Annotated in this window: 18 protein-coding genes and 2 pseudogenes; 1 reads left to right on the top strand and 19 read right to left on the bottom strand. The window is 48.3% G+C overall.

What is annotated here, in order from left to right:
- Positions 1–180: 180 nt before the first annotated feature.
- Both AC0WRU_RS10765 and AC0WRU_RS10760 read right to left on the bottom strand, forming a co-directional pair.
- Positions 181–1,320 (bottom strand): bifunctional cystathionine gamma-lyase/homocysteine desulfhydrase, encoded by a 1,140-nt coding sequence (locus tag AC0WRU_RS10765; protein ID WP_476128262.1) that lies wholly within the window; start codon positions 1,318–1,320, stop codon positions 181–183.
- A gap of 1 nt (position 1,321) precedes the next feature.
- Positions 1,322–2,245 (bottom strand): PLP-dependent cysteine synthase family protein, encoded by a 924-nt coding sequence (locus AC0WRU_RS10760; RefSeq protein WP_476128261.1) that lies wholly within the window; start codon positions 2,243–2,245, stop codon positions 1,322–1,324.
- A gap of 249 nt (positions 2,246–2,494) precedes the next feature.
- Here AC0WRU_RS10760 and AC0WRU_RS10755 point away from each other — a divergent pair, with 249 nt between their 5' ends.
- The gene (locus AC0WRU_RS10755) at positions 2,495–2,857 is read left to right on the top strand and encodes a hypothetical protein (RefSeq protein ID WP_476128260.1); all 363 of its coding nucleotides are present in this window, start codon (positions 2,495–2,497) and stop codon (positions 2,855–2,857) included.
- Between the two features lie 113 nt (positions 2,858–2,970).
- On the opposite strand, the gene AC0WRU_RS10750 is transcribed toward AC0WRU_RS10755, so the two are convergent.
- The 17 genes and pseudogenes from AC0WRU_RS10750 to AC0WRU_RS10670 form a co-directional block, all read right to left on the bottom strand.
- Positions 2,971–3,270 (bottom strand): DUF6509 family protein, encoded by a 300-nt coding sequence (locus AC0WRU_RS10750; RefSeq protein ID WP_025685541.1) that lies wholly within the window; start codon positions 3,268–3,270, stop codon positions 2,971–2,973.
- On the bottom strand, positions 3,264–5,231 hold the full coding sequence (locus AC0WRU_RS10745; protein WP_476128259.1) for an ATP-dependent DNA helicase: 1,968 nt from the start codon (positions 5,229–5,231) through the stop codon (positions 3,264–3,266). The genes AC0WRU_RS10750 and AC0WRU_RS10745 overlap by 7 nt, the downstream gene beginning before the upstream one ends.
- Positions 5,232–5,706: 475 nt before the next feature.
- Positions 5,707–6,225 carry an RDD family protein gene (locus AC0WRU_RS10740; protein WP_476128258.1) on the bottom strand — a complete coding sequence of 173 codons (519 nt, stop codon included), beginning with the start codon at positions 6,223–6,225 and terminating at the stop codon, positions 5,707–5,709.
- Positions 6,226–6,532: 307 nt separating this feature from the next.
- Entirely contained in the window at positions 6,533–7,654 is a 1,122-nt protein-coding gene (locus AC0WRU_RS10735; protein WP_476128257.1) for a glycoside hydrolase family 88 protein, read from the bottom strand.
- Between the two features lie 55 nt (positions 7,655–7,709).
- A complete protein-coding gene (locus tag AC0WRU_RS10730; protein WP_476128256.1) occupies positions 7,710–9,632 on the bottom strand; it encodes a glycosyl hydrolase in 1,923 nt (640 codons plus the stop codon).
- A 16-nt stretch (positions 9,633–9,648) separates the two neighbouring features.
- A complete protein-coding gene (locus AC0WRU_RS10725) occupies positions 9,649–11,562 on the bottom strand; it encodes a hypothetical protein (protein WP_476128255.1) in 1,914 nt (637 codons plus the stop codon).
- A gap of 208 nt (positions 11,563–11,770) precedes the next feature.
- Positions 11,771–12,763: a cation diffusion facilitator family transporter gene (locus AC0WRU_RS10720; RefSeq protein ID WP_476128254.1), complete on the bottom strand. Its 993-nt coding sequence runs from the start codon at positions 12,761–12,763 to the stop codon at positions 11,771–11,773.
- 262 nt (positions 12,764–13,025) lie between these two features.
- A complete protein-coding gene (gene rpsN, locus AC0WRU_RS10715; RefSeq protein WP_025685549.1) occupies positions 13,026–13,295 on the bottom strand; it encodes a 30S ribosomal protein S14 in 270 nt (89 codons plus the stop codon).
- A 299-nt stretch (positions 13,296–13,594) separates the two neighbouring features.
- On the bottom strand, positions 13,595–13,915 hold the full coding sequence (locus tag AC0WRU_RS10710; RefSeq protein WP_025685550.1) for a MazG nucleotide pyrophosphohydrolase domain-containing protein: 321 nt from the start codon (positions 13,913–13,915) through the stop codon (positions 13,595–13,597).
- An 89-nt stretch (positions 13,916–14,004) separates the two neighbouring features.
- Positions 14,005–14,139, bottom strand: a pseudogene (locus AC0WRU_RS10705) (ArsR family transcriptional regulator); the annotation flags it as partial.
- Positions 14,140–14,415: 276 nt separating this feature from the next.
- Positions 14,416–15,821: pseudogene (locus AC0WRU_RS10700) on the bottom strand (discoidin domain-containing protein).
- 257 nt (positions 15,822–16,078) lie between these two features.
- Positions 16,079–17,227, bottom strand: a complete 1,149-nt coding sequence (locus AC0WRU_RS10695; protein ID WP_476128616.1) for an amidohydrolase — start codon at positions 17,225–17,227, stop codon at positions 16,079–16,081.
- Between the two features lie 58 nt (positions 17,228–17,285).
- Positions 17,286–18,302 (bottom strand): LLM class flavin-dependent oxidoreductase, encoded by a 1,017-nt coding sequence (locus AC0WRU_RS10690; RefSeq protein WP_476128253.1) that lies wholly within the window; start codon positions 18,300–18,302, stop codon positions 17,286–17,288.
- A 15-nt stretch (positions 18,303–18,317) separates the two neighbouring features.
- A complete protein-coding gene (locus tag AC0WRU_RS10685; RefSeq protein WP_134909884.1) occupies positions 18,318–19,070 on the bottom strand; it encodes an amino acid ABC transporter ATP-binding protein in 753 nt (250 codons plus the stop codon).
- Entirely contained in the window at positions 19,067–19,777 is a 711-nt protein-coding gene (locus AC0WRU_RS10680) for an amino acid ABC transporter permease (protein ID WP_476128252.1), read from the bottom strand. The genes AC0WRU_RS10685 and AC0WRU_RS10680 overlap by 4 nt, the downstream gene beginning before the upstream one ends.
- Entirely contained in the window at positions 19,774–20,550 is a 777-nt protein-coding gene (locus AC0WRU_RS10675; RefSeq protein WP_476128251.1) for an amino acid ABC transporter permease, read from the bottom strand. The genes AC0WRU_RS10680 and AC0WRU_RS10675 overlap by 4 nt, the downstream gene beginning before the upstream one ends.
- A gap of 77 nt (positions 20,551–20,627) precedes the next feature.
- The gene (locus tag AC0WRU_RS10670; RefSeq protein ID WP_476128249.1) at positions 20,628–21,488 is read right to left on the bottom strand and encodes a transporter substrate-binding domain-containing protein; all 861 of its coding nucleotides are present in this window, start codon (positions 21,486–21,488) and stop codon (positions 20,628–20,630) included.
- Between the last annotated feature and the right edge of the window lie 92 nt (positions 21,489–21,580).

Here is a 21,580-nt window from a genome sequence, read left to right as displayed (position 1 = left end):
CTCCAGGTTTTTGTTTCCTCAGAGACGTCGCGATAATATTCCGTTAACATTCATTTTAACTATATAAAGCTATTCGTTATCGCCTTTGCGTACTCCTTTCTTCTTCCAAAAAAAAGAGACTATTCTTAAAAAACAAAAAAACGAAGAAAGCAGAGTGCTTAACTTCGTTTTTGAAAATTTCTATACTCCTTGCAATGCCGCCTGTAAATCTTCGATTAAATCCTCAAGATCTTCAATCCCTACTGAGATCCGTACCAGTCCTTCGGTAATTCCCAATTCTGCGCGGCGTTCTACCGGAATAGATGCATGTGTCATACGTGCCGGAACACTAATCAGACTTTCAACCGCCCCCAGGCTCTCAGCCAGTGTAAAATATTTCACCTTTCTCAGGAGGGCAACCGCGTTAGCATCGCTACCTACATCAAAGGAAATAATGCCGCCAAAGCCTTCGGCCTGAGTTTTGGACAGCTCGTGCTGCGCATGGCTTTCCAGTCCAGGATAGTACACTTTGCTAACCTTCGGATGTTTTTCCAAAAAGGCTGCAATTTCCTTGGCATTTTGCTCAATCGCTTCCATACGCAGACCCAGTGTTTTGATCCCGCGGATCAGTAACCAGGAATCATGCGGGCCGAGAATAGCACCAATGGCGTTTTGCAGAAAATGAAGCTGTTCTCCCAGCTCGTCGCTGTTCACAACAGCCAGACCAGCTACAACATCGCTGTGGCCGCCCAAATATTTGGTCGCCGAGTGAATGACGATATCGGCTCCAAGCGTAAGTGGTGTCTGCCAATATGGAGTGGCAAATGTATTGTCGACGATCAGCAACAGGTCATGCTTTTTCACCAGCTCCGAAACCGTACGGATATCCGTAACTTTCAGCAGCGGATTCGTAGGCGTTTCTACATACAGTGCCTTTGTATTCGGACGGATCGCTTTGGAGATAGCCTCCAGGTCCGTCGTATCTACAAAAGTAGCCTCTATGCCGATCCGGTTAAGCACCTTGCTTACAATACGGTAGGTGCCCCCGTATACATCATCGGTCAACAAAATATGATCCCCTGCATTAAACAGTGAAAACACCGCATGGATTGCCGCCATCCCCGAGCCGAAAGCAAAACCGCGTTTTCCTTCCTCCAGCTCCTTGATCAACTCTTCCAGCGCAAAGCGGGTAGGATTGCCTGTACGCGAATATTCGTAGCCCTTATGAACGCCGATTTCCTCTTGCTCATATGTGCTTACCTGATAAATAGGGACGTTAACTGCACCTGTATGCGGATCGGTAGGGAGGCCGCCGTGAATCAGCTTTGTTTTACGTTTCATTTTATATCCCGCCTTCATATATTTTTTTGCTCAGATAACGTTCACTGCTATCCGGGAAAATGGTGACGATATGTGCGCCATCCGCTGCGTTCTCTGCTTCCAGTAAAGCGGCATGTAATGCCGACCCGGAAGAACTGCCGACAAGAAGTCCTTCACGCGCTGCCAGCTCCTTGACACGGTCGAACGCATCGACGTCGCTAATCGTGTGAATGGCATTAAAATAACCCTTATCGATAAACTCAGGAATCAATTCCATGCCAATCCCTTCAGTTTTATGCGAACCCGGTTCTCCGCCGTTCAAAATGGAACCTTCCGGCTCCACGATTACGGTTTTAATGGATGCATTTTGTTCCTTAAGGTAACGCGAGGTTCCCATAAAGGTTCCCCCCGAACCTGCTCCTGCTACAAATACATCTACTTTTCCTTCCAGATCGTTCCAAATCTCCGGTCCCATCGTCGTGTAAAAAGCCTCTGGATTATCCGGATTGCTGAATTGACACGGCAAATAGGCATCTTGAAATTCAGCAGCCAGTTCCTTCGTTTTCTCGATGGCTCCCTTCATCCCCTCACTTGTCGGGGTATTAACGATACGTGCTCCCAGCGCCTTCATCAGATCCTGCTTTTCTTGACTGAACTTTTCAGGCACCACAAAAATAACAAAAATATTATAATGAAGTGCTGCCATCGCAAGACCAATACCTGCATTGCCTGCTGTGGCTTCAATTAAAGTCCCGCCTGGCTTCAACTGACCTGTTTTTAAGGCTTTTTCAATCAGAGCCTTACCCACTCGGTCCTTCACGCTACCGCCGGGGTTCATAAACTCCAGCTTGGCGAACAGACGAATCCCCCTCGGCAGAGAATAGCTGTTCAGTTCTACTAGCGGCGTGCGTCCGATTAATCCCAAAGTATTATGATATACATTCATGATTTCAAGCTCCTTTTAATGGCGAATCCTAATAAATCAATGGTCAAAAAATAGCAACCTATTGCCGGAGAAGTTCGCCGTCATCCCCAAAAAACATAGTAATGCGGTGTGTATTTATGCAATAAGATTTTATGTTTATTTCAAGCATTTGTCAAATAGTTTCCTTCACAGCATCCACACCCCTGACCTTCTTCCTCGATATGATAGATGGTATGTTCACAATGCCTGCAATCATAAGGAGGATTTCATATGGGAAAGCAATTTATTAAAATAGCTGCTGTGTATTTTGCCCTAGCTGCGCTGCTCAGTGTGATTATTGGCGTGTCGGGCGATTACAGCCTGTCCAGCGTTCTGTCTCATATTCATTTACTCGGTTGGACGGCTCTCGGAATTATAGGTTTGATCTATGTCGCCTTTCCTGCGCTTTCGGTTACCGCACTGGCACGCGCCCATTTTTGGCTGCATAATATCGGCCTTCCGTTATTAGTATTAGCAATAGCAGGGAAAAAGTATGGGGTGCCTGATATTGGGGTTTTGATCATCATAGGGTGGGTACTACTGGCGGCCGGGGTTGTGCTGTTTATGATGAATGTATGGGACAGACTGCGCTGAGGCAGACTGATATTCCTTGAATGAGCATGAAAAAAGGAGCCTGATCAATTACATCAGGACTCCTTTACATACTTCGTTATACGGGGGCTATCACACCCAAGCGTTCTATTTCGTTACTTTACGGCTCCGTCCTGCACATGCTCTTTGCAGAAGTTCTCGACAGCCTGCAACTCATCCTCTTCCAATTCAAGCTCGATGTAACGGTTCGTTACTTTTTCAATCAGCTCGTATTTCAATATTCCTGTTTTCTCTTCGTCTACTAAATAAAGCGTACGAATATACAGCCCGTTTTCGGTGTAGAGCTCGTCGTCCTCTTCAACCTCTACATCAATCATAAATTCATAACGCTGCCCACTCAAAATACCAAAAGCGTCTTTAATCTGATCTACCGTGTACGATGTAAAATTTAACATGTCTTCATTCCCTCCGGATTTCCTTCGATTACAGTGCATTCTACGCCCGCAGGCAGTAGTTGTAAAACCTGTGTACGTACTTCTTGGCGGTTCAGATCCTCACCCATGATGGAGATCCAGCCCCGATCATTACGCGAGCGAATTAATCGCCCGATGCCTTGTCTGAGTCTGAGCGCCATGTGAGGCATATCTATCTCCATAAACGGATCTGTCGCATCCTTGCGCAGTGCCGTAAAAACCGGATCATTTGGAGGAAAAGGCAGCGACCAGATGATGACGTGCGACAGGGACGGGCCCGGAATATCCAGTCCTTCCCATAACGTAACAGCACATAAGACGCTTTCCTCATCATTCTGGAAAGATGAGATCAGATGGCTGATTTCAGCCGATCCTTCATATAGAAAACGAAAAGCAGACGCTTCACGATAAGCCGCAAGGCCCGTTCTGAATGCAACCAGTTCCTCCTGTGATGGAAACAGGATAAGCGCTCTTCCCTGCGATTTATTCAGCAGGGACAACGCTCTCTGGATTGGATCATGCCCCACCTGCAACGGATATAATGCCGCTTGCATCTGGTCGTTGTAATCATACGGTGAAGCAACGGAAAACGTGAGTGGATTCTCAATACCGAGACTTTGCGCCATATAATCAAAGGAGTTCTCCACGGAAAGTGTAGCGGAGGAGAATACAATCGGTATATGCTGTGAAAATACCCGTTCTTTGAGAATCTCTTTTACCATCTTGGGCATAACCACAAGTGTTAATCCATCCTGATCCTCCATAACCCACGAAATCAGGAGTTCCGGGCGCTTAAACAAGGCCAACGCCGTCTGAATCATTTCCAGATGCTCTTCCACGATTTTGACCTGGTACTCATCCAGAGAGAATAACCCGCTTTCAAATACAAGCTCTTCTTCAATCGTGCCGATCAGATCGCCAAAGCGGTTTACCTCTCGAATCAGCGACTCATTCAAGGTAAACTCCTTGCGATTAGACCCCTGTACAGGCTGACTGTTCTTATCGAGCGCAGCGAACAAAACCTCACTTTGGGTTATCGCATCTTCAATCGTCATTGCCAGCGATTCTCGCACTTCCCCCTCTAGCAGACGGGTAATAATGGCCTCGAATTGAGCGTGCTTCAGCTTATAAGTGAGTGCATTCTGCGCCGCTGTCTCCAGCAGATGCCCTTCGTCGAAGACGACAGAGCTGTGCTCCGGCAGTAACGGCAGCTGGCCCTCACGCTTTCTCGCTTCATAGGTCCATACATGCTCCATATAGAAGTCATGAGAGCAGATCACCAGATCTGCCGCTTTGCGGTAATGATCGCGGGACAACGTCTGTCCACAACGATGCCGCTGATGGCAAACAAGACAATCCTGAAATACATCCCAGCCCAGTCTGCTCCACTGTCCGTCCGTTAGCTCAGGATACTCTTTGCGGTTCCCGTAAGGGGTAAAGGACTGTAGCGTATCCGGAAAATGGACAAAATCCGGCAAGTCCTGATAGATATCACGAAACACATCCGCGTCCTCATCCAGTCCGCCTCGTACACTATCCAGCTTGTTCAGACAAATATACTGATCCGGCGACTTACCTAGTCGGGCATCAATCGTCAGGCTCAAATGCCGCGCCAGCTTGGCGATATCCCCCTCCGGCTTCACCAGTTGTTCAATCAACGACTCGTCCGCGCAGGCGATAATCGCGGGCTTTCTCATGTACCGGGCATATGCAATAGCGTACAGGAGGTACACCAGCGTTTTGCCTGTGCCCACACCTGCTTCCGCGAAAATCGTTTTCTTTTCCTTATAGGCACGCTCCAACTGGAATGCCATATAAATTTGTTCATCCCGAACCTCAAAGCCGACTTCAGGCAAAACTTCATAAAATACATCCGCAATCCAGTCACTTGCCTGCTCAATAAACGGCTTGGACGGATCAAAGGCAAAAGGATAAGTAGTCAATCGGGCTGTGCCTCCAATTCGTTCATAATGTGCATCCTTTCATTATAACGCAAAACAAGCTAAAAAGAACATGGAAACTGTGCGAACAGCTTACATTTTTTTATTTCGACGTGAAATTCTATAAAAGACAGGACACAGGGGTTCGGCTGTGTGAGGGCGCTGCGCGTAGGATTTGATCCTACGATCGCTACGCTTCACCAGATTCAAATCCTCCGCTACGCTGCAAACGGCCATTATATTGGCATTTTGTGGGGAAAGCTATGATAAAGAGATAGGTTAAGCAAGGGAAGTTTCATGCCGAAAATAAAAGACAAAGAAACCAGCTAATGCTTTTCAGACACTGGCTGGTTTCTTGTTTACTTTTGCTTCATAAATTCGGGATTTGTTCAAGAAGCCGCTCTCTCGTAGTGGCATCATCAAAATTCCATGAGCTGTCGAGTTTGTAATAGGACCATCTTCTGCAACGGCAATTTCCTTAATTCATGATATTCGTAGCTACCGGGGGGAATGACGGTTGCTGTTCATGTCGTTGCAGCTCTTTTTTATTCACAACCAAGGTTTTGGCACAGAAATCGTGTAATCCCTGTTTTCTTGGAGTAAAAGCAACAACGATATATATAATACATGCAATCGCACCTGATATGGCTTTAACCCAATAACGCCCCGAGGCATGCATGAATCCAAGACGCTTTCCTCCCTCGCCCACGACAATTAGAGAAAATGTAAGCTTGCCTGGTGTTGCTTGAGCATTCGATGACTCCCACAACACACAATACAGCCACGGCACTATAAGCCATAGGATCAGCGGCCACAACATAAGTAATGCTTTTATGAAGCCAACCTCCTCCATGTCTAGAAGGACTGGAATCATGGAAAATATTCCCCCCACTAAAAGAATCATTACTGTTACAATGATCAAATCAATCACAAACGCAGCCGTTCTTTTCCAAAACCCTCCGTATATCTGTTTTTCACTATCGTTCGTTGTTTCCATGGTGATGCATAACTCCTTTTTAAATGAGATTTAAAACCCAATTTATCCCTTTATCCAAGAAGTTATCATACGGATGCCTACCCAATTTGTCAATTTACGAATAAATTCTCACAAATAAGCAATAAGACCTATATCCATACATTAAAATGAAAAATTTTATAAGAGCAAGAGCTTATCTGCAATATTTTTGCTCTGATTCAATATGAATTAAGCACAGCTATGCCCTCTCTCCTGCTAGAAATAGTTCTTTGGCATCGAGATTTCTAATATACTATTTGTTTACTATGAATTTAATTAAATTTTGACATCACACACTAAACAAGCCTTCTTCTCCACGCAATTTTGCCAGTGCCTCGACAAAGAAATAATCGCCGTAGATGATGGGCACGTTAATATATTTTTGCTCGGGATAGTGCACTGTTCCATTCATGAGCAGTCCCTCATGATCCTGCTCCCATGCTGTACAGGTCTCATGCAAGCCCTTGAGAATGGATTCCGCTGCCGTCGTAAAATGCTCCGCACGCGTCGAGTATTTTGCCAGCTCCAGCAGGCCACTCGCTACAATCGCAGCAGCAGACGAATCCCAAGCTTCACGGTGCCCCTCCTCCGCTCTAAAATCCCACACAGGCAGGCAAGCATCACCCAGTTGGGACAGGAAAAAGTCTGCCGTGTTTTCGGCTACCTTCAAATAACGCGAATCGCGCGTGTACCCGTACGAAAGCGTAAAACCGTACAAAGCCCATGCCGTGCCACGTGCCCAGGCAGAGCCGGGAGCAAACCCCTGTCCGCCGTGCTCGGCGCGTTTTTTTCCAATCTCCGGGTCGAACTCGACCACATGGACAATCGAACCGTCAGCACGGACAAATTCACGCGCTACGGTATCGGCATGCTGTACAGCCAAAGCGGCAAAACGCGGGTCCCCACTTTCCTCCGAAGCCCAATAGAGCAGGGGCAAATTCATCATGCTGTCTATAATCGCTACACCCCGTGTATCCATGTCCTTGGCGTGGAAATTCCACGCGCGAATAAAACGGCCATTCACGTTAAAACGTGCAGCCAGCAGGTTAGCGGCTAACAGCCCACGTCTTCTGGATTCTGGATCTCCAGTCAACCGATGGGCTGCCACACCGCTGGGCAGCCAAATAAAGCCAAGATCATGGTCTACGGCTTCACTGTTGTAGAGCACCTTTTCCAGACGTTCCTCGCACTGCTGTGCAATTCTGGCAGCTCCGCTGTCAGGGCGCGCCCGATGTACCAGCCATAGCAAACCCGGATAAAAGCCTGCCGTCCACCATTCTTCCTCACGATGATCATAACGTCCACCTTCTGCAACATGTGGAAAGGCGTTCCCCAGTCTTGCCGCCAAGGCAAGCGTTTTGTCTAAAGCCAGCTCCCACGATTGTTCCAGCCATGCTTCTGTTTCAGTCATTGCTCTTCACTCTCCCTTTTCCACATGTTAAAAAAATCTATTGTTCCCGCCCTGTTTATTCAGGCAAACGAATGATAAAGGAAATACGACTACCCTCACATTCCAAACGCGCTCCCTTGAGCAAACCATTCCGACAGGCCACAGAAGCCAGTTCTTCCGGCCACACGACATTCGTTCCATCCGTTGCTGGAATAACCTCCAGACTCGCACCTGCATACTCCACCCGAATGCTTTCCTTCTCTTCACCCGTGGACATCACATGATGAATGGTACTGCGTTCCCGGCCGTCATACGCCATTAAAGGAATAAGCGCCCCCACTGCCTGAATATTGCCTTGAAGCTCATACGTCACCTCAATTTTGCCGGGTACCTGCCGAAAATGCGTTCGAATTTCCCATACGCCCGGGAATGGGCCCTTCCACAACAACGTAAAATCAGTCGCTCCGTGGGATGCGGAGCTTTGCTCCATCTGTACCGATCCTCCACCGTCCAGCGGATCAATGCCTCCGTCCCGGTCGAACTCCAGCGTGCCGGGAATGCCTTCCGACAGGCTGTGCCATTTCCCGTCCTCCGTTTGCCAGGCTGGGGTATAGCTGAGCGGGAAAATATCCCCTTTCGCAAAGCCTGTAAAGCCGCGGTCTGCATGCCCCGCCGAGGACGGGCCGATTAACGGTGGCAGCGTGGAACGCTGAATACGCACGATGCCGGGAATATTGTACGGGTCATTGACCGATGTTTGCACAAGCATTTGCTGTCCATCTACGGTCGCAATGACGGTCTGGAACCAGCCGTCCGTTTCCAGCACTCGACTGCCGATTTCCGCCGGAATTAAAGATGGTGAAATGCGCTCCACATCCGCTCCGTGCAAAAGTGTGTAAGCCAGTGCAGCGGCCGTCCACAGGCTGTAGCAGGTATGGTTCGAATACACCTCGAAGCCATGCCGCGCCTCGGACGAATAATGGTTGCGGACGATATGCAGCTTGCCTTCGGCGGTCTGCCAGCGGCCAATTGCCTGCCAGCACAGGTCCGCTGCCCGCCGGAATGCGCCTGCCAGCACATGCTCGCCCGCTGCAAAAGCCTGCTGCGCATGTGTCGTGAACACAAAGGCCGCTGCCGCTTCGTTCCACTGATGCTGCGCGCTTCTTCCACGCGGCGGAATTTCCCCGTGTGGGGATAACGCCAGCAACGAACTGAGCGCCCCCTTGCGAAGATGGTCGCGCAGCTCAGTGGCGCAGCCGCCATCATATCCGCTTTCCAGCATCACGCCCAGATGAAAGCGTGTGACGATGTCGTAGGCGAACGGGCTATTGGGCCGATCCAGCGGGCCGTCCTCATACAAGCCCAATCCGGTAAAGCGTGGCAAATGATAACTGCGGATATACGTCTCCATCCATTCAGCATCCGCGGCAATCCCTTCCGCCGCACGCATATACTCACCGGACATCATAATCGCGTTCCAGTTGATCATGCGGTTCGGATTTTTCATTTTGCTCATCGTAAAAATGTAGGTGTCTTCCGGCTGAATCCGGCTCAACTGCTGCTTCCATGCTGTGGCCTGCTCTGGCAGCAGGTTTTTGAGCAGCCGATACGCCCCCATCATCATGATCGGAAAAAAGTCCGGATGGTGATCCGGGGCCCTTTCCTCCACCACACATGCTATGCTGTGTGTTAGAGCCGCCGCAGCGGATTCGAGCAAGTCATGCCGACCTTCTTTGACCAGTATCGCCGCTGCCAAAGCATAAGATGGAGTCGAGTAATACCGTTCACTATCAGAATGGGGGTCGATAATGGCCCCATTTTCATCCTGATACGGAGTATAAGCACGAACCAGCTTTTCCAGCACGGCAAGCTTACGTTGGTGAGTCCAGCCGTCATCCACTCGATTCAGCCCGTTTTCCAACTGTTCATCCAACTGCTCTATAAATTCCTCCAGCTCCGTCTGCCAAGGATACACGCTGCCTGTATGCAGCTTATTCATCCTGTCTGCCTCCCCTTCAAAATGAAGATTGGTTTATGGTAAAAAACAGCTCGCATTCCACGCTCGCAGTGCCGTCACAGCGATCCGGGACCAGGCTTAACGATGTTTTATAAAACATAAACGGTACCCCGTCATGATCCATATGCTGCACAGCCTCTACCTCCAGACGCAGCAACCTGGCATCATAATCCAGCCTGACCAATGTATTCGCTCCCTTCCATTCCACGAAGCCCGTACCCGTGTAAGGCTGAATACGGCTGATCAAGTTCTCTTGCACATCCCACGGCTGTATGCTCCCGTCCGAAGACGCTACAAACTCAAAATGATCTGTGACGGTAAGCCTCGCCCCCTCGTTTCCCTCCAATACATTCCAGACAAACGAGCGGGTAAACAGCGCCAATTCTTCTACGGGATACGCAGATGTCAAATCCAGCTTCAGCCTCGCCCCCGCCAGTGCCGCCCCTTGCTCTTCCAAGGCAATATCCAGCACAATCGCCTGTGCCCCCGCACCTGATTGCTGCATGGCCCCGTTAATGACAGGCACAGAATGACCACCGGAGGAAATGTTGATGATCGACTCTCGTCCCGGTGAAAAATAGGCTTTCGTATATAAGCCGGCTCCCAGATCACACAGCAGATTTTCGCCGCCGCCATGAAGGATAAAATGTCCCAGATCATTATGATTGTGCGGTTCATCGTTATGTCCACCCTTTGCTGAAAAGGCAAATTTCGTGCCCTGTTCAATTGTCGGGGTTCCAGATATGCTGTGGCAGTGACTGCGGCACATCAACCACCCAAGCTGTGGCAAATAATCGACTACAGCCTCACTGTTCCCAAAGGCCAAAGGATTCGTCCATACCAGATTGCGTAATACATGCGCCCAACGACGGCAAGGGTCCTCCAGCAGACCCGGTACGCGGAAAGGCAGTGTGGACGGTCGTCCCTGCAAAGCATTCACACGAGAGATGAGTCCGGAAGGAAGACGTTCGGCTTCGCTGCTGTCCGAATAATTGGCGAAAACGCCGTCCGATAGATGAACCCGCTCCGCAAAGGCCGCTATTTGCCTAATCTTTTGCGAGCTAAGGATATCCACAGCACCTTCGGTAAGCTCACCCAGCATATCGGCAAAATAGATAAAATAGCCGAAGCCGTACACCCAGTAGCCGACACCCTCGGGACAGCCGCCGTCCTCCTTGTACCCTGCAAGAAAGCAATCCAGCGTACCTAGCATTTTCTCAATAGCCGCAGCTTGGCGCGGGTCATCTTCTGATAGCAGCAACACGGAGATTCCACAGCCGGAAGCGCATACAGCCGCCCAGTTGTGATCCGCTGTTTCCCATTGAAAATGACGCGGCTCCCAAAATACAGGCTCTACAACACGCCGTTCTACCTCACCGCGCACCTGAGCGACCACATGGCTATCCAGTTGCTCACCGAGCAACAGTATGATTTCAGCCAGCGTTTGCGCGGTTTCGGAAGCGAATAAATCCACCTGCTGCCAAGGCGGCGTGACCGTATCCTCTTCCCTGACATGTGCAGGAAGTGCCCATGTATACTCCCCACAGATGTCCAGCAGACCGCGTTCCACCTCTTTGATCCGCCAAGGCTCTGGCTCGGCAACGGCTGCCAGCACGAGGGCAACCAGTCGTCCACGCCGTTCAAAGTACACATCCTCATACGGCTTGCGCTCCCCTGTATTCGCAAATTGCCTGAACAGAGTCAACGGAAGCATCGGCCATGATGTTTGCCGGTTATTCTCACAGACACGCTCAATATCCTTCCAAAGCCCGGTATATATCGGCTCAGAGACAGTCGCCCGCAGCCTTTTTGTCCACTCACGCCTTAACCGTCGCCTTGCTGCATCCTGCACGCCGCCAGTCAGCACCGTGACGAGCTGCGAAGCAGGCCAAGCCTCCTTCAGAAGACTCAATTGCATTTCCTCCCCATGAGACACATTCATTTCGGCTTCTTTTTTGTTAACGCTTTCATTGTATCTAACAATCACCCTAAATTCAAAGAGGTAGAAAAACAATAACGCAAAACACAAAAGAACCTCCACGCCACGTTGCTGTGGTCATGGAAGTTCTTGTTCTACTCTTTTGCTAGACTGAGTCCAGATTGGCCTGGATTTATCGTTTCTAGACCTTTGGCTTTTCCGATTTCCAGTTTTTAATCCCGTCATCCTCCAGAATACCAAGCGCGGCGTCTGAGATATTAGGATCACGTAACAAAGCATCCTCGACTCTGAATTTGATATCGTCCGCATCTGCCAGCGTCATTCCCGGTGTAAGCTCGATCAGCCCTTCTACGTGATAATAGCGTCCCTCCTGCAAAATACGCATTTGGTAAATATCCGTCACATGCGTATCTGCAAGAATAATGGAGGCCACGTGTTCTTCGATATCAGGGGGAGCAGATACCCCAATCAAGCCCACCATATTGTCGTAGCCGACCCGAAACGCAACGCCTACCATAAGACAGCCGATGAGAATACTCGATATTCCGTCAAGCAGTTTAAAATCTGTCAGCGATGTGACCACAACAGCCAGCAGGGCAAGCACACCCCCCGTTGTTGCTACCAGATCCTCATAAAATACCAGACGAGTTGGCGGTGCAGCACGTCCCACATTGCGAAACGCAGAGGTGAAAATGCCGAACCCTTTCGCCTCAACTCTGGATTCATGCAGCACTTCCTTCATCGCTTTGCTCCATACAAAACCGTCAACCACCAGAGACAAGATCAAGACCACCACATTAATCCAAAATCCATGCGTGGATTCAGCCGGATGCTGCAACAAATGGATGCCTTCCAACGCGGTTTCATAGGCCATGATCGTTACAACAATAACAGCGACCATACAAAACAGGTTAATTACCCGTCCAAAACCGGTAGGAAAGCGCTTTGTCGGCTTTTTCTCTGCCAGCACGCTGCCCGCGAACACAAACACCTGGTTCACCGCATCTGCAATCGAATGCATCATCGTGGCAAACATGGAACCACTGCCTGTCAGGGCAAAAGCAATCCCCTTAATTAGCGCAATACCGGTATTACCCAGCGCCGCCGAGCCTGAGGATTTGTTCCCCTTTTTCACCAGACTCCAAAATGAATCCTTTTTCTGCTGCTCAACCATCCTGTAGCTTTCCTCCTGAGGTATACATAATCTGATATCGCCACATTATGTAATCTTTTGTTATGTATTATTTTTAACCCGTCCACATTTTACCTAACCATCCGGGGAGAATCAATACAAACAGCAATATAAATGCTATAAAAAAAGAATGCTCCACGTCATCCCATGACGCGAAGCATTCCAAGTCTGATCCTCTGTAATACATTGAGTATGTGAGCCTCCGCTAGCGGAATCGGATTCTGTAAGTGGTTAGGACAACTTATTACCAACTGGCTTTCGTAACGCCTGGAATTTGGCCTTTATGAGCCAGTTCGCGGAACGCGATACGGGACAGCTTGAATTTGCGCAGGTAACCTCTCGGTCTGCCTGTGAGCTCGCAACGGCTTTTCAGACGAGTCGGGGAAGAATCACGTGGAAGCTTCTGTAATGCTTCGTAGTCCCCTTTTGCTTTCAGTTCACGTCTCAGGTCTGCATATTTAGTTACAACTTCCTGACGTTTCTTCTCTTTTACTACTTTCGACTTCTTAGCCACGCAAAGCTCCTCCTTGTGATATATGCCAATCATGAAGGCTCTCCACCCCTGCCACTGGATGGACGAACATGGAAATGGACATGATTTTCATTTAAATAGTAATCGTTATTATTATCATTTAATATAACGCTGTTTCGGGTGGGTTGTCAACCCCATTTGATGTCCTATGAACATCATGGATTTAACTAACCGAATGAAAAAAAACAGCATTAGTCTGAAATTTGAACATAAAAGTTTCAGACTGCCGCCGCTATTGAGGTATCATCATGTTATCATTGCTCTTTCGTAAATGAATGAAATTAAATTTTAGAATAACGTTCTGATAGTTTCTTTTTATGGGAGTGAAATACTTCTTCTAAAGGAATATCATATTTATTGGCTATTACAATTAGGTTACCTAATACATCTCCTAATTCTTCAATAAGCTCCTGTTTGTTTTCCTCAAATGAGCCCTTTGATTCGTCAGGTCTATCTCTACCGATTTCCAAAGCTCTTATCGCTCGTGCCACCTCGCCCGTTTCTTCTGCTAAAAAGCCGATACGAATAAAAATATCTAACTCTGACCAGCCCCTGCTTTCATAGTAATCTTTTACCCATTCTTGGAACTCAGCAATATTCATTTTCATCAGCCTCCATTTTCATTTCTCAAGTTTATCAAATATTGAAAGTCAGATAAAATATGATGATGAAAATTTTACGAGGAGGCCCGCGAATAATGACACAGCAGGAGCGATCCAAAACGGTAAATGATATTAAGCGGCTGAAAATGATATCGCGATACCAACAGTACCCGCGACAGTCCATGGGAAGGCTCAAGCTGGAAGCCATTGGTTATGCGATCTACCATTCCGTTGTGCTACACAACCGGATAGCAGCCGTAAAGTAAGACTGCGAAGCTTCTCCATATCGTCCCGGATGACAAATCCGTCTTCTTTTATGCCTTGTGGCAAATAATTGTACATCCGTTCATTCCCTGTGATCCTTGCATACAAATATGAACGAAACAAGCGACATATCAAGATGCAAAAAAAGCCTGATATGATCAGACTCCAGTTGTTCCAGCTATGAATTAGAAAAGGCTGTCTCCTGCAATATCGCAAGAGACAGCCTTTAGAATGACTTATTGCTTAGCCGCAACTTTCCACTCCAGGATTCCGGTAGATGCGGAACCATTGGATACCATTTCAATTCTTAATTTCGTTGTTTTTACAGGAGCAAAAGTGGTCGCATTATACTGATCTGCCGCAGTCCCAAAACCATTGGCTTGCTTGACATTAGACCAGCCTTGACCATTCCAATACTAATCTTGTAAGACTTAGGCACATCTATGCCAGCGCCATCCTTAAACCAATAGACATCGGCTTGGGATACCGTATGTTCTTGATCAAAATCGTATTGAACCCATTGCGTTCCCGTCTCAGGCCAGTTGCCGTATACGGCATGACTTCTATCGTTGGAATTAGTAGGCTCAAAGCCATCCTTTAGCGCGCTTACATTTTCCCAAGATGAAGTATAAGAGCTGCTAGCCATTGCCGCAGGCGCTATGTTCACGATTTCATTCGGATCTGTTTCGATTGGACCATCATCATCTTTAGTCGTGGTTGGGAAACGAGCCGTATCCTTTTTGATTTGACTCCAGGTATAACGCAGCATCCAAACATCCCAGTCGGTGATATGATCGGAATTCCCGGCCCACATAATGGTGTTCGTTGGGAAGCCACCCGGTGGACGCTCATGTTCTTCATAGAAATCGTTTAATCCAAAGCCATGCCCAATCTCGTGTTCGGTAATCAAAATCTCATCAGCGTTCACCGTGCTCAGAACATATTCATCACTCATACGCTGTCCCCAGTCGCCGCCGGCTCCCCCACCGAAATTTTCTGTAGCCCAAAGATACATATCAAAGCGTTTATCCAATCCACCCGGATACGAATAGTTGGGGTCCGAAAAATGCTCAAATCTGGATATTTCATTAGGCGCAACAGGAAGTGCAGCAGGAATTTCCGGTTGTTCGGAAGCTAGTGCATCTTCAATCGTATTCGTATAAACAACCTCGTCAGGCTGCTTGTCCAGCAGCAGTGAAGGATCGGCAACAGCCCAGCCTACTACTTTCACTTTAATATTCTTATAGGGCCATCCATCATATCCCCGGAGATGCTCCGTCCAATAGTTCATCTGACGACCTAGCATTTTAGCAATATCTTGACGCTGTTGAAGCGTAACTGGCTTAGAAGATTGCCAACGTACTACATAATTTAGAGTTCCTTTTCCCGCAAAAATCTGATCAAAAATCAAATTTTTACGGTTAGTCGAGCCTTCGGTCAGCATTCTATTCTTCCAAACCCACTCCACCGATGATTTGAGATAAGCTGGCATATCAGCGAGCGTTGAATCACCCTTTGCCGCAACCACAGCATTTCCATTCCCTAAAGATGCTGCGGACATCGTCGCAGCGTTTCCCATCAGTAATGAACTAGCAATCACTACCGAAAAAGAAGCCATCATCATTCCTTTTCTCTTCAACATGTATGTAACCACCATACCTTTGTATTTGATTGTTGACTTCATAAAATGGCAATCGAAATCTCTTATCTCCCTCCTTTCTTTTGATTTGAAAAAAAATACAATTTTATATTATCATTAGGATACAACAATGTCAATATTTTCCTTTATACTTTAGAAAAAGGTTATTCTTTTGATCTTTTAACAAATCAGAAACCCCTTCTCTATACAAGAAGGGGCCTAGAATTGAAAGAGTAGACTCACGTCCTGCCTTACTCTATTTATACCAATACCGATTCTGCCAGTGAAGCCAGCAGCTTCGCGGTTCCCGGCAACGCGCGTTCGTCCAGATCGAAGGCTGGATGATGCCATTCCTGACTCCCCGAAGTGCCGACAAAGACGAACACACCGGGGATGCTCTTCTGGTAAAGCCCAAAATCCTCGCTCGCCGAGGAAGGCACGGGACGAACGACCTCCAGACCAGCCGCTTGGGCCGCTTGCTCCGCGAGGACGGTCAGCTTGCCGTCATTCAGCACGGGGGGCGGGCCCTCGATCCAGTGGATGTTCGCTTTTGTGCCGAAAGCATCGGCAACACCTTTTACGACCTGCTCGAAGCGTTCAGCCACCTGTGCGCGCACGTTCTCATCGAACGTCCGGATCGTGCCGTCCAGATGGGCACGGTCTGGAATGATGTTCCAGGCGTTGCCGCTGTGCAGCTTCGTCACGCTAATCACCGCGCTGTCCAGCGGGTTGACGCTCCGGCTCACGATGGATTGCAGCGCCGTGATGATGTGCGACGACACGACGATGGGGTCAATCCCTGCTTGCGGCACCGCCGCATGCGTGCTCAGACCCTCTACCTCGATGTAAAAGCCGTCTGCCGCCGCCATCAGCGGGCCTTCCTTAATGCCGACCGTGCCTACAGGCAGGTCCGGCTTGTTATGCAGGCCGAATATAGCCTGCACATCTGCCAGCACACCGCTGTCCAGCACTTGGGCTGCGCCCTTCGCCTTTTCCTCCGCTGGCTGAAACACAAGGCGAACCGTGCCTTTCAGCTCCTGCTCCCGCTCTTTTAACAATACGGCAGCTCCGAAGAGGGATGCCGTATGAAAATCATGCCCACAGGCATGCATCTTGCCCGGATGCAGTGAAGCATAGGGCAAGCCCGTCTCCTCCTGAATCGGCAACGCATCAATGTCCGCGCGAAGCGCCACAATCGGCCCCTCCTGCTGCCCGCCGATTTCCGCCACCAGTCCGGTGCGCAACGGCACATCCAGAATGGTTATGTTCTGTTCTTCCAGCAGACGACGGATATAGGCGGTAGTTTCAACCTCCTCGTTAGACAGCTCGGGATTCTGGTGAAGATGGCGACGAATGTCTACCAACTTCTGCTCCAAAACCTGCTCCTTCGTCCCGGTTGATCCACTCATCCCTATTCCTCCTTCGTATAAATCCAAAATGGTTACAACTTTCTCAAGCCAACAACACCTAGGACTGTACAGGCAGACCAGCAAAAGCTTCATGCAACAGCTCAAATGAGCGGACGCGCTTTCCGATATCCCGTATTCCTGTCGTTACAATCAGCTCATCAGCCTGATATTTAGCTTGAATTTCCGTCAAAGTAGCATAGATTTCCTCTTTATTTCCCTTGTTAATTTGCGCTTGTGTAACTTCAATCGTATATTCTTCACCCGATTGCTTACCGAACTCCTCTGCACTTCCCAGCGTGCCCACCGTAGCCGTTTTGCCGCTGGCCAGATGAATTTTGTACAGCTTGTGCTCACCTGCCAACTCCGCAGCTTCCTCGGAAGTATCCGCTACGATGACCGCAAGCGCAAAAAGAGCCTTCGGCTCACGTCCATGACTATAATCGAAAGACTCCCGATACGTACGGAATGAATCCAATGCAACCTGCTCATTACTATTGATAAATTGCGAGAAAACATAGGGCAACCCCAAACGCGCAGCAATTCCAGCACTGTCTGTACTTGTACCCAAAACGTAAATATCCGCTGGTGTTTCTGGAATCGGATTCGCCTGTAACCCGGCTAACGGTCCTTCTTCAGACGGAATATTATGAATATAGCGACTTACTTCATCAATTTTTTCTTCGAGAGAAGGCGCATCATGAACGTTTCGTTGTAACGCCTGTGTGGATTTCGGCAACCCGCCCGGCGCGCGTCCGATTCCCAAATCTACGCGACCCGGTGCAAGAGAGGACAGCACATTAAAGTTTTCAGCTACTTTATAAGGGCTGTAATGCTGAAGCATCACTCCACCAGAACCGACTTTAATACGCTCAGTGCGTGCCAGCAAATGGGAAATGAGTACCTCTGGCGAAGAGCCCGCAACCTGCTCAGAATCGTGATGCTCTGATACCCAGAAGCGCGTAAATCCCAATTCCTCTACACGCTGTGCTAGCTTAATCGTGTTACGCAGAGCCTGCGCTGCCGTTTCCCCCTCGTGTATAGGGCTTTGATCCAATACTCCGATTTTAATACTCATGTCTCCCTCTCCCGTCTAAATTGAATAGTTATATTCCGGTGTAATCCGTTTCAGGAATTGCTTCGTGCGTTCCTCTTTGGGATGATTGAAAATGTCGTCCGGGCTGCCTTCTTCGATAATGTGGCCGCCATCCATAAATACCACGTGGTTGGAGACATCCCGTGCAAAGCCCATCTCATGCGTGACGACAATCATCGTAATACCTTCCTTCGCAATCTTGCGAATAACCGACAGCACTTCACCTACCAGCTCAGGGTCTAGCGCGGATGTCGGCTCATCGAACAAAATCACTTCCGGGTTCAGCGCCAAAGCGCGCGCAATGCCGACACGCTGCTGCTGTCCACCGGATAGCTGACTCGGATAATGGTCCAGCTTTTCGCCCAATCCAACCTTTTCGAGCACTTCAATACTGATCTTCTTCGCTTCCTCATGCTTCACCTTACGGACGACGACAAGCCCTTCCATCACGTTTTCCAGCGCCGTTTTATGCTTGAACAGATTGTATTGCTGGAAGACCATAGCCGTTTTTTGGCGCAGAGCCAAAACATCCTTCTTCGCAGGTCGCTTGCAGTTTACTGTAAAATCACCAATGCTGACCTCCCCGTCATTCGGCTTTTCCAGATAATTGATGCAGCGCAGCAACGTTGTTTTACCCGAGCCGCTCGGTCCGAGAATGACGACAACCTCTCCCTTATTCACGGTCAAATCAATGCCTTTGAGCACCTCATGCTTGCCGAACGATTTCGTGATATTTTGCAGACGGATCATGATGCTCTCCCCCCATTAAACACATTGATTTTTTTCTCCACCAAGCCGGAAATTCGTTCAATCAGCGCCGTCAAACCCCAGAAAATCAGTGCTGCCGCGATATAAACCTCCAGGTACTTCCAGTTTGTAGATGCTAAAATTTCAGCCTGAGCCTGGATTTCAGTGACCGAAACCGTAAAGGCCAAGGTAGAGCCATGCAACATTCCAATAACGGAATTCGTCAGGTTCGGCAGACTGACCACGAACGCCTGCGGAAACACGATACGTCTCAACACTTGCCACGTCGTCATGCCAACCGCATAAGCCGCCTCGATTTGCCCCCGGTTCACCGATTGAATCCCGGAACGGACCACCTCGGACATATACGCGCCACTTGTAATCGAGAACGAAATGAGTGCAAATACCATATAGGGAACATCTTTAGAGTGAAACGACCAGCCAAAATGCTTGGCTCCCGCATCAATGAACAAAGGTAAGCTGAAATAAATAAGCAGCAAATGCATCAGCATCGGCGTTCCACGGATAAAGGTGACATAGCCATGGGAAATCTGGGACAACACAGGCACCTTATAAATTCGGGCCAGAGCCGTTATAATGCCGATGACCAGTCCCACCAGTACGGAAACCACCGTAATGATTAAAGTGTTGGGCAACGCCGAGAACAATCCCAGAAAGGCCGTATATATAAATCCAAAATCCAGACTCATATGCTCTTGCCTCCTTTACTCAAACGGGGGTTCAGATAACGCACCACAAAACTTTTTCGTTTCTTGGGCTCGCTTTGGACTGTGTCCCGATGCTCATGCTTGAGAAGCGTATTTTCCAGTACCTTGAACAGCTTTTGCAAAATCAGACTGACGACCAGATAAATAAGAGACAACGCGATATAGGTTTCAACAAAATGCTGCGTAGCCGCTCCCAGTGTCTGCGATTTCCCCGTCATCTCCATAGCTCCGATGGTAAACGCCAGCGAAGTATCCTTCAGATTGCCGATCACCAGATTGGAGAATACCGGAACCACAACTGCCAGCGCTTGCGGCAATATGATACGTGTAAAAGTCTGATAGCCTGACATGCCGACCGACTGTGCTGCCTCGATTTGTCCCCGATCTACCGCCTCTACTCCCGATCGGATAATCTCGGAAATAAAGGCCCCGCTGTTTAGTGCATAGGTCGCTATGGCAAACCACAACACATCCCATCTGGAGGAATTGATATCTACCAGCTTCAGCAGCTCGGGCAGGCCGTAATACACCAGAAAGAGCTGGATCAGAATAGGCGTTCCACGAAAAAATGAAACATACACCTGAGAGACACGTTTGAGAAAAGGAATATTATACATACGAGGCAGCGCAAGCAACAGGCCGATGATTAACCCTAACAAAAGCGAGCTTGCCACAATAAACAATGTGATGTGTAAATAAGACAGCATTTTCGGAATAAAGCTAAAAACATAATCGATATTAAACTCTCTGCTCATATGCCTGCCTCCTTTCCTATACATCAGCGGTCAGAATACACGGGGTACCCTGACCGCTGAAATATTCAAGCTTATCGCTATTTCTTGCTGGTTGTGCCTTCTTTTTTCACGTCATCCAGGGACTTGGTAAAGTCTTCTCCGAGCCATTTGATGCTCAGCTTCGACAGTGTACCGTCGTCCTTTACTTCCTGAATGGCTTTGTCCAGATCATCCGCCAATCCTTGCTCATTTTTGTTCAGTACATACAATACATCCGATTGAGTCAAAGGATCACCGACTGTTTTCAGAGCTACTTCTCCTTTTTCATCGGTGTTAAAGCGGTTCGCAAAGTCTGTCGTAATGGTAGCATCTATACGGCCGCTCGTAATTTGTTGCACTGTATCATTGGCTGCACCGCTTGTATAGACAATGTTCAGGGCATCCCCGTGTGTTTTGTTGTATTCCTTCAACACATATGCCGCATTACTCGTCGGGCTGGTGAGTATCTTTTTGCCTTTCAGATCATCAATCGAGTGAATGGTATTGTTATCCTTCGCTACAGCGACTCTGTTCAGGAAAATGCTGTACGGATTTTTGTTGAACAGATACTTCGCTTCACGCTCCGGGTTTTTTTCCATTTGATGCAATACCAGATCAATTTTACCGGCATCCAGACTCAACAGCAGATTGCCGAAGTCCATCGTTTTGAACTCAAATTCGTATTGAGGCAGGCGCTTGTCCAACTCCTTAATCAGCTCAATGTCAAAGCCTGTTAAATTTCCATTTTCGTCAATAAAGCATACATTTTTAAATTGAGTGCCTGTACCTACAATAATTTTTTTCACGTCTCCGTTTAAAGCGGACGCTCCAGACGCGTTAGACGCATTATCAGAGGAACCGCAGCCTGCCAGCACCAGAATAATCGCCATAACAGACAACATTGCAAACCACTTTTTCATATGAATCCCCCTCGTCTCTTTGTATATCAGCAGTTTGCAACATACATGGTAACTGCCACATTAAGCAATTAATAATTCATATAAGTTTAATC

This window comes from Paenibacillus sp. 1-8, assembly GCF_056316205.1.
Note: the sequence above shows the minus strand (reverse complement) of the source record. Positions and strands in the feature narration are given on the sequence as shown.

What these genes read in the sequence shown, in the direction of transcription:
- AC0WRU_RS10720 (WP_476128254.1), bottom strand. Translation starts at nt 12,763, where the DNA reads ATGGTTGAGCAGCAGAAAAAGGATTCATTTTGGAGTCTGGTGAAAAAG.
- AC0WRU_RS10680 (WP_476128252.1), bottom strand. Translation starts at nt 19,777, where the DNA reads ATGAGTCTGGATTTTGGATTTATATATACGGCCTTTCTGGGATTGTTC.
- AC0WRU_RS10760 (WP_476128261.1), bottom strand. Translation starts at nt 2,245, where the DNA reads ATGAATGTATATCATAATACTTTGGGATTAATCGGACGCACGCCGCTA.
- AC0WRU_RS10675 (WP_476128251.1), bottom strand. Translation starts at nt 20,550, where the DNA reads ATGAGCAGAGAGTTTAATATCGATTATGTTTTTAGCTTTATTCCGAAA.
- AC0WRU_RS10765 (WP_476128262.1), bottom strand. Translation starts at nt 1,320, where the DNA reads ATGAAACGTAAAACAAAGCTGATTCACGGCGGCCTCCCTACCGATCCG.
- AC0WRU_RS10670 (WP_476128249.1), bottom strand. Translation starts at nt 21,488, where the DNA reads ATGAAAAAGTGGTTTGCAATGTTGTCTGTTATGGCGATTATTCTGGTG.
- AC0WRU_RS10685 (WP_134909884.1), bottom strand. Translation starts at nt 19,070, where the DNA reads ATGATCCGTCTGCAAAATATCACGAAATCGTTCGGCAAGCATGAGGTG.
- AC0WRU_RS10730 (WP_476128256.1), bottom strand. Translation starts at nt 9,632, where the DNA reads ATGAATAAGCTGCATACAGGCAGCGTGTATCCTTGGCAGACGGAGCTG.
- AC0WRU_RS10750 (WP_025685541.1), bottom strand. Translation starts at nt 3,270, where the DNA reads ATGTTAAATTTTACATCGTACACGGTAGATCAGATTAAAGACGCTTTT.
- AC0WRU_RS10710 (WP_025685550.1), bottom strand. Translation starts at nt 13,915, where the DNA reads ATGAATATTGCTGAGTTCCAAGAATGGGTAAAAGATTACTATGAAAGC.
- AC0WRU_RS10690 (WP_476128253.1), bottom strand. Translation starts at nt 18,302, where the DNA reads ATGAGTATTAAAATCGGAGTATTGGATCAAAGCCCTATACACGAGGGG.
- AC0WRU_RS10735 (WP_476128257.1), bottom strand. Translation starts at nt 7,654, where the DNA reads ATGACTGAAACAGAAGCATGGCTGGAACAATCGTGGGAGCTGGCTTTA.
- AC0WRU_RS10695 (WP_476128616.1), bottom strand. Translation starts at nt 17,227, where the DNA reads ATGAGTGGATCAACCGGGACGAAGGAGCAGGTTTTGGAGCAGAAGTTG.
- AC0WRU_RS10740 (WP_476128258.1), bottom strand. Translation starts at nt 6,225, where the DNA reads ATGGAAACAACGAACGATAGTGAAAAACAGATATACGGAGGGTTTTGG.
- AC0WRU_RS10755 (WP_476128260.1), top strand. Translation starts at nt 2,495, where the DNA reads ATGGGAAAGCAATTTATTAAAATAGCTGCTGTGTATTTTGCCCTAGCT.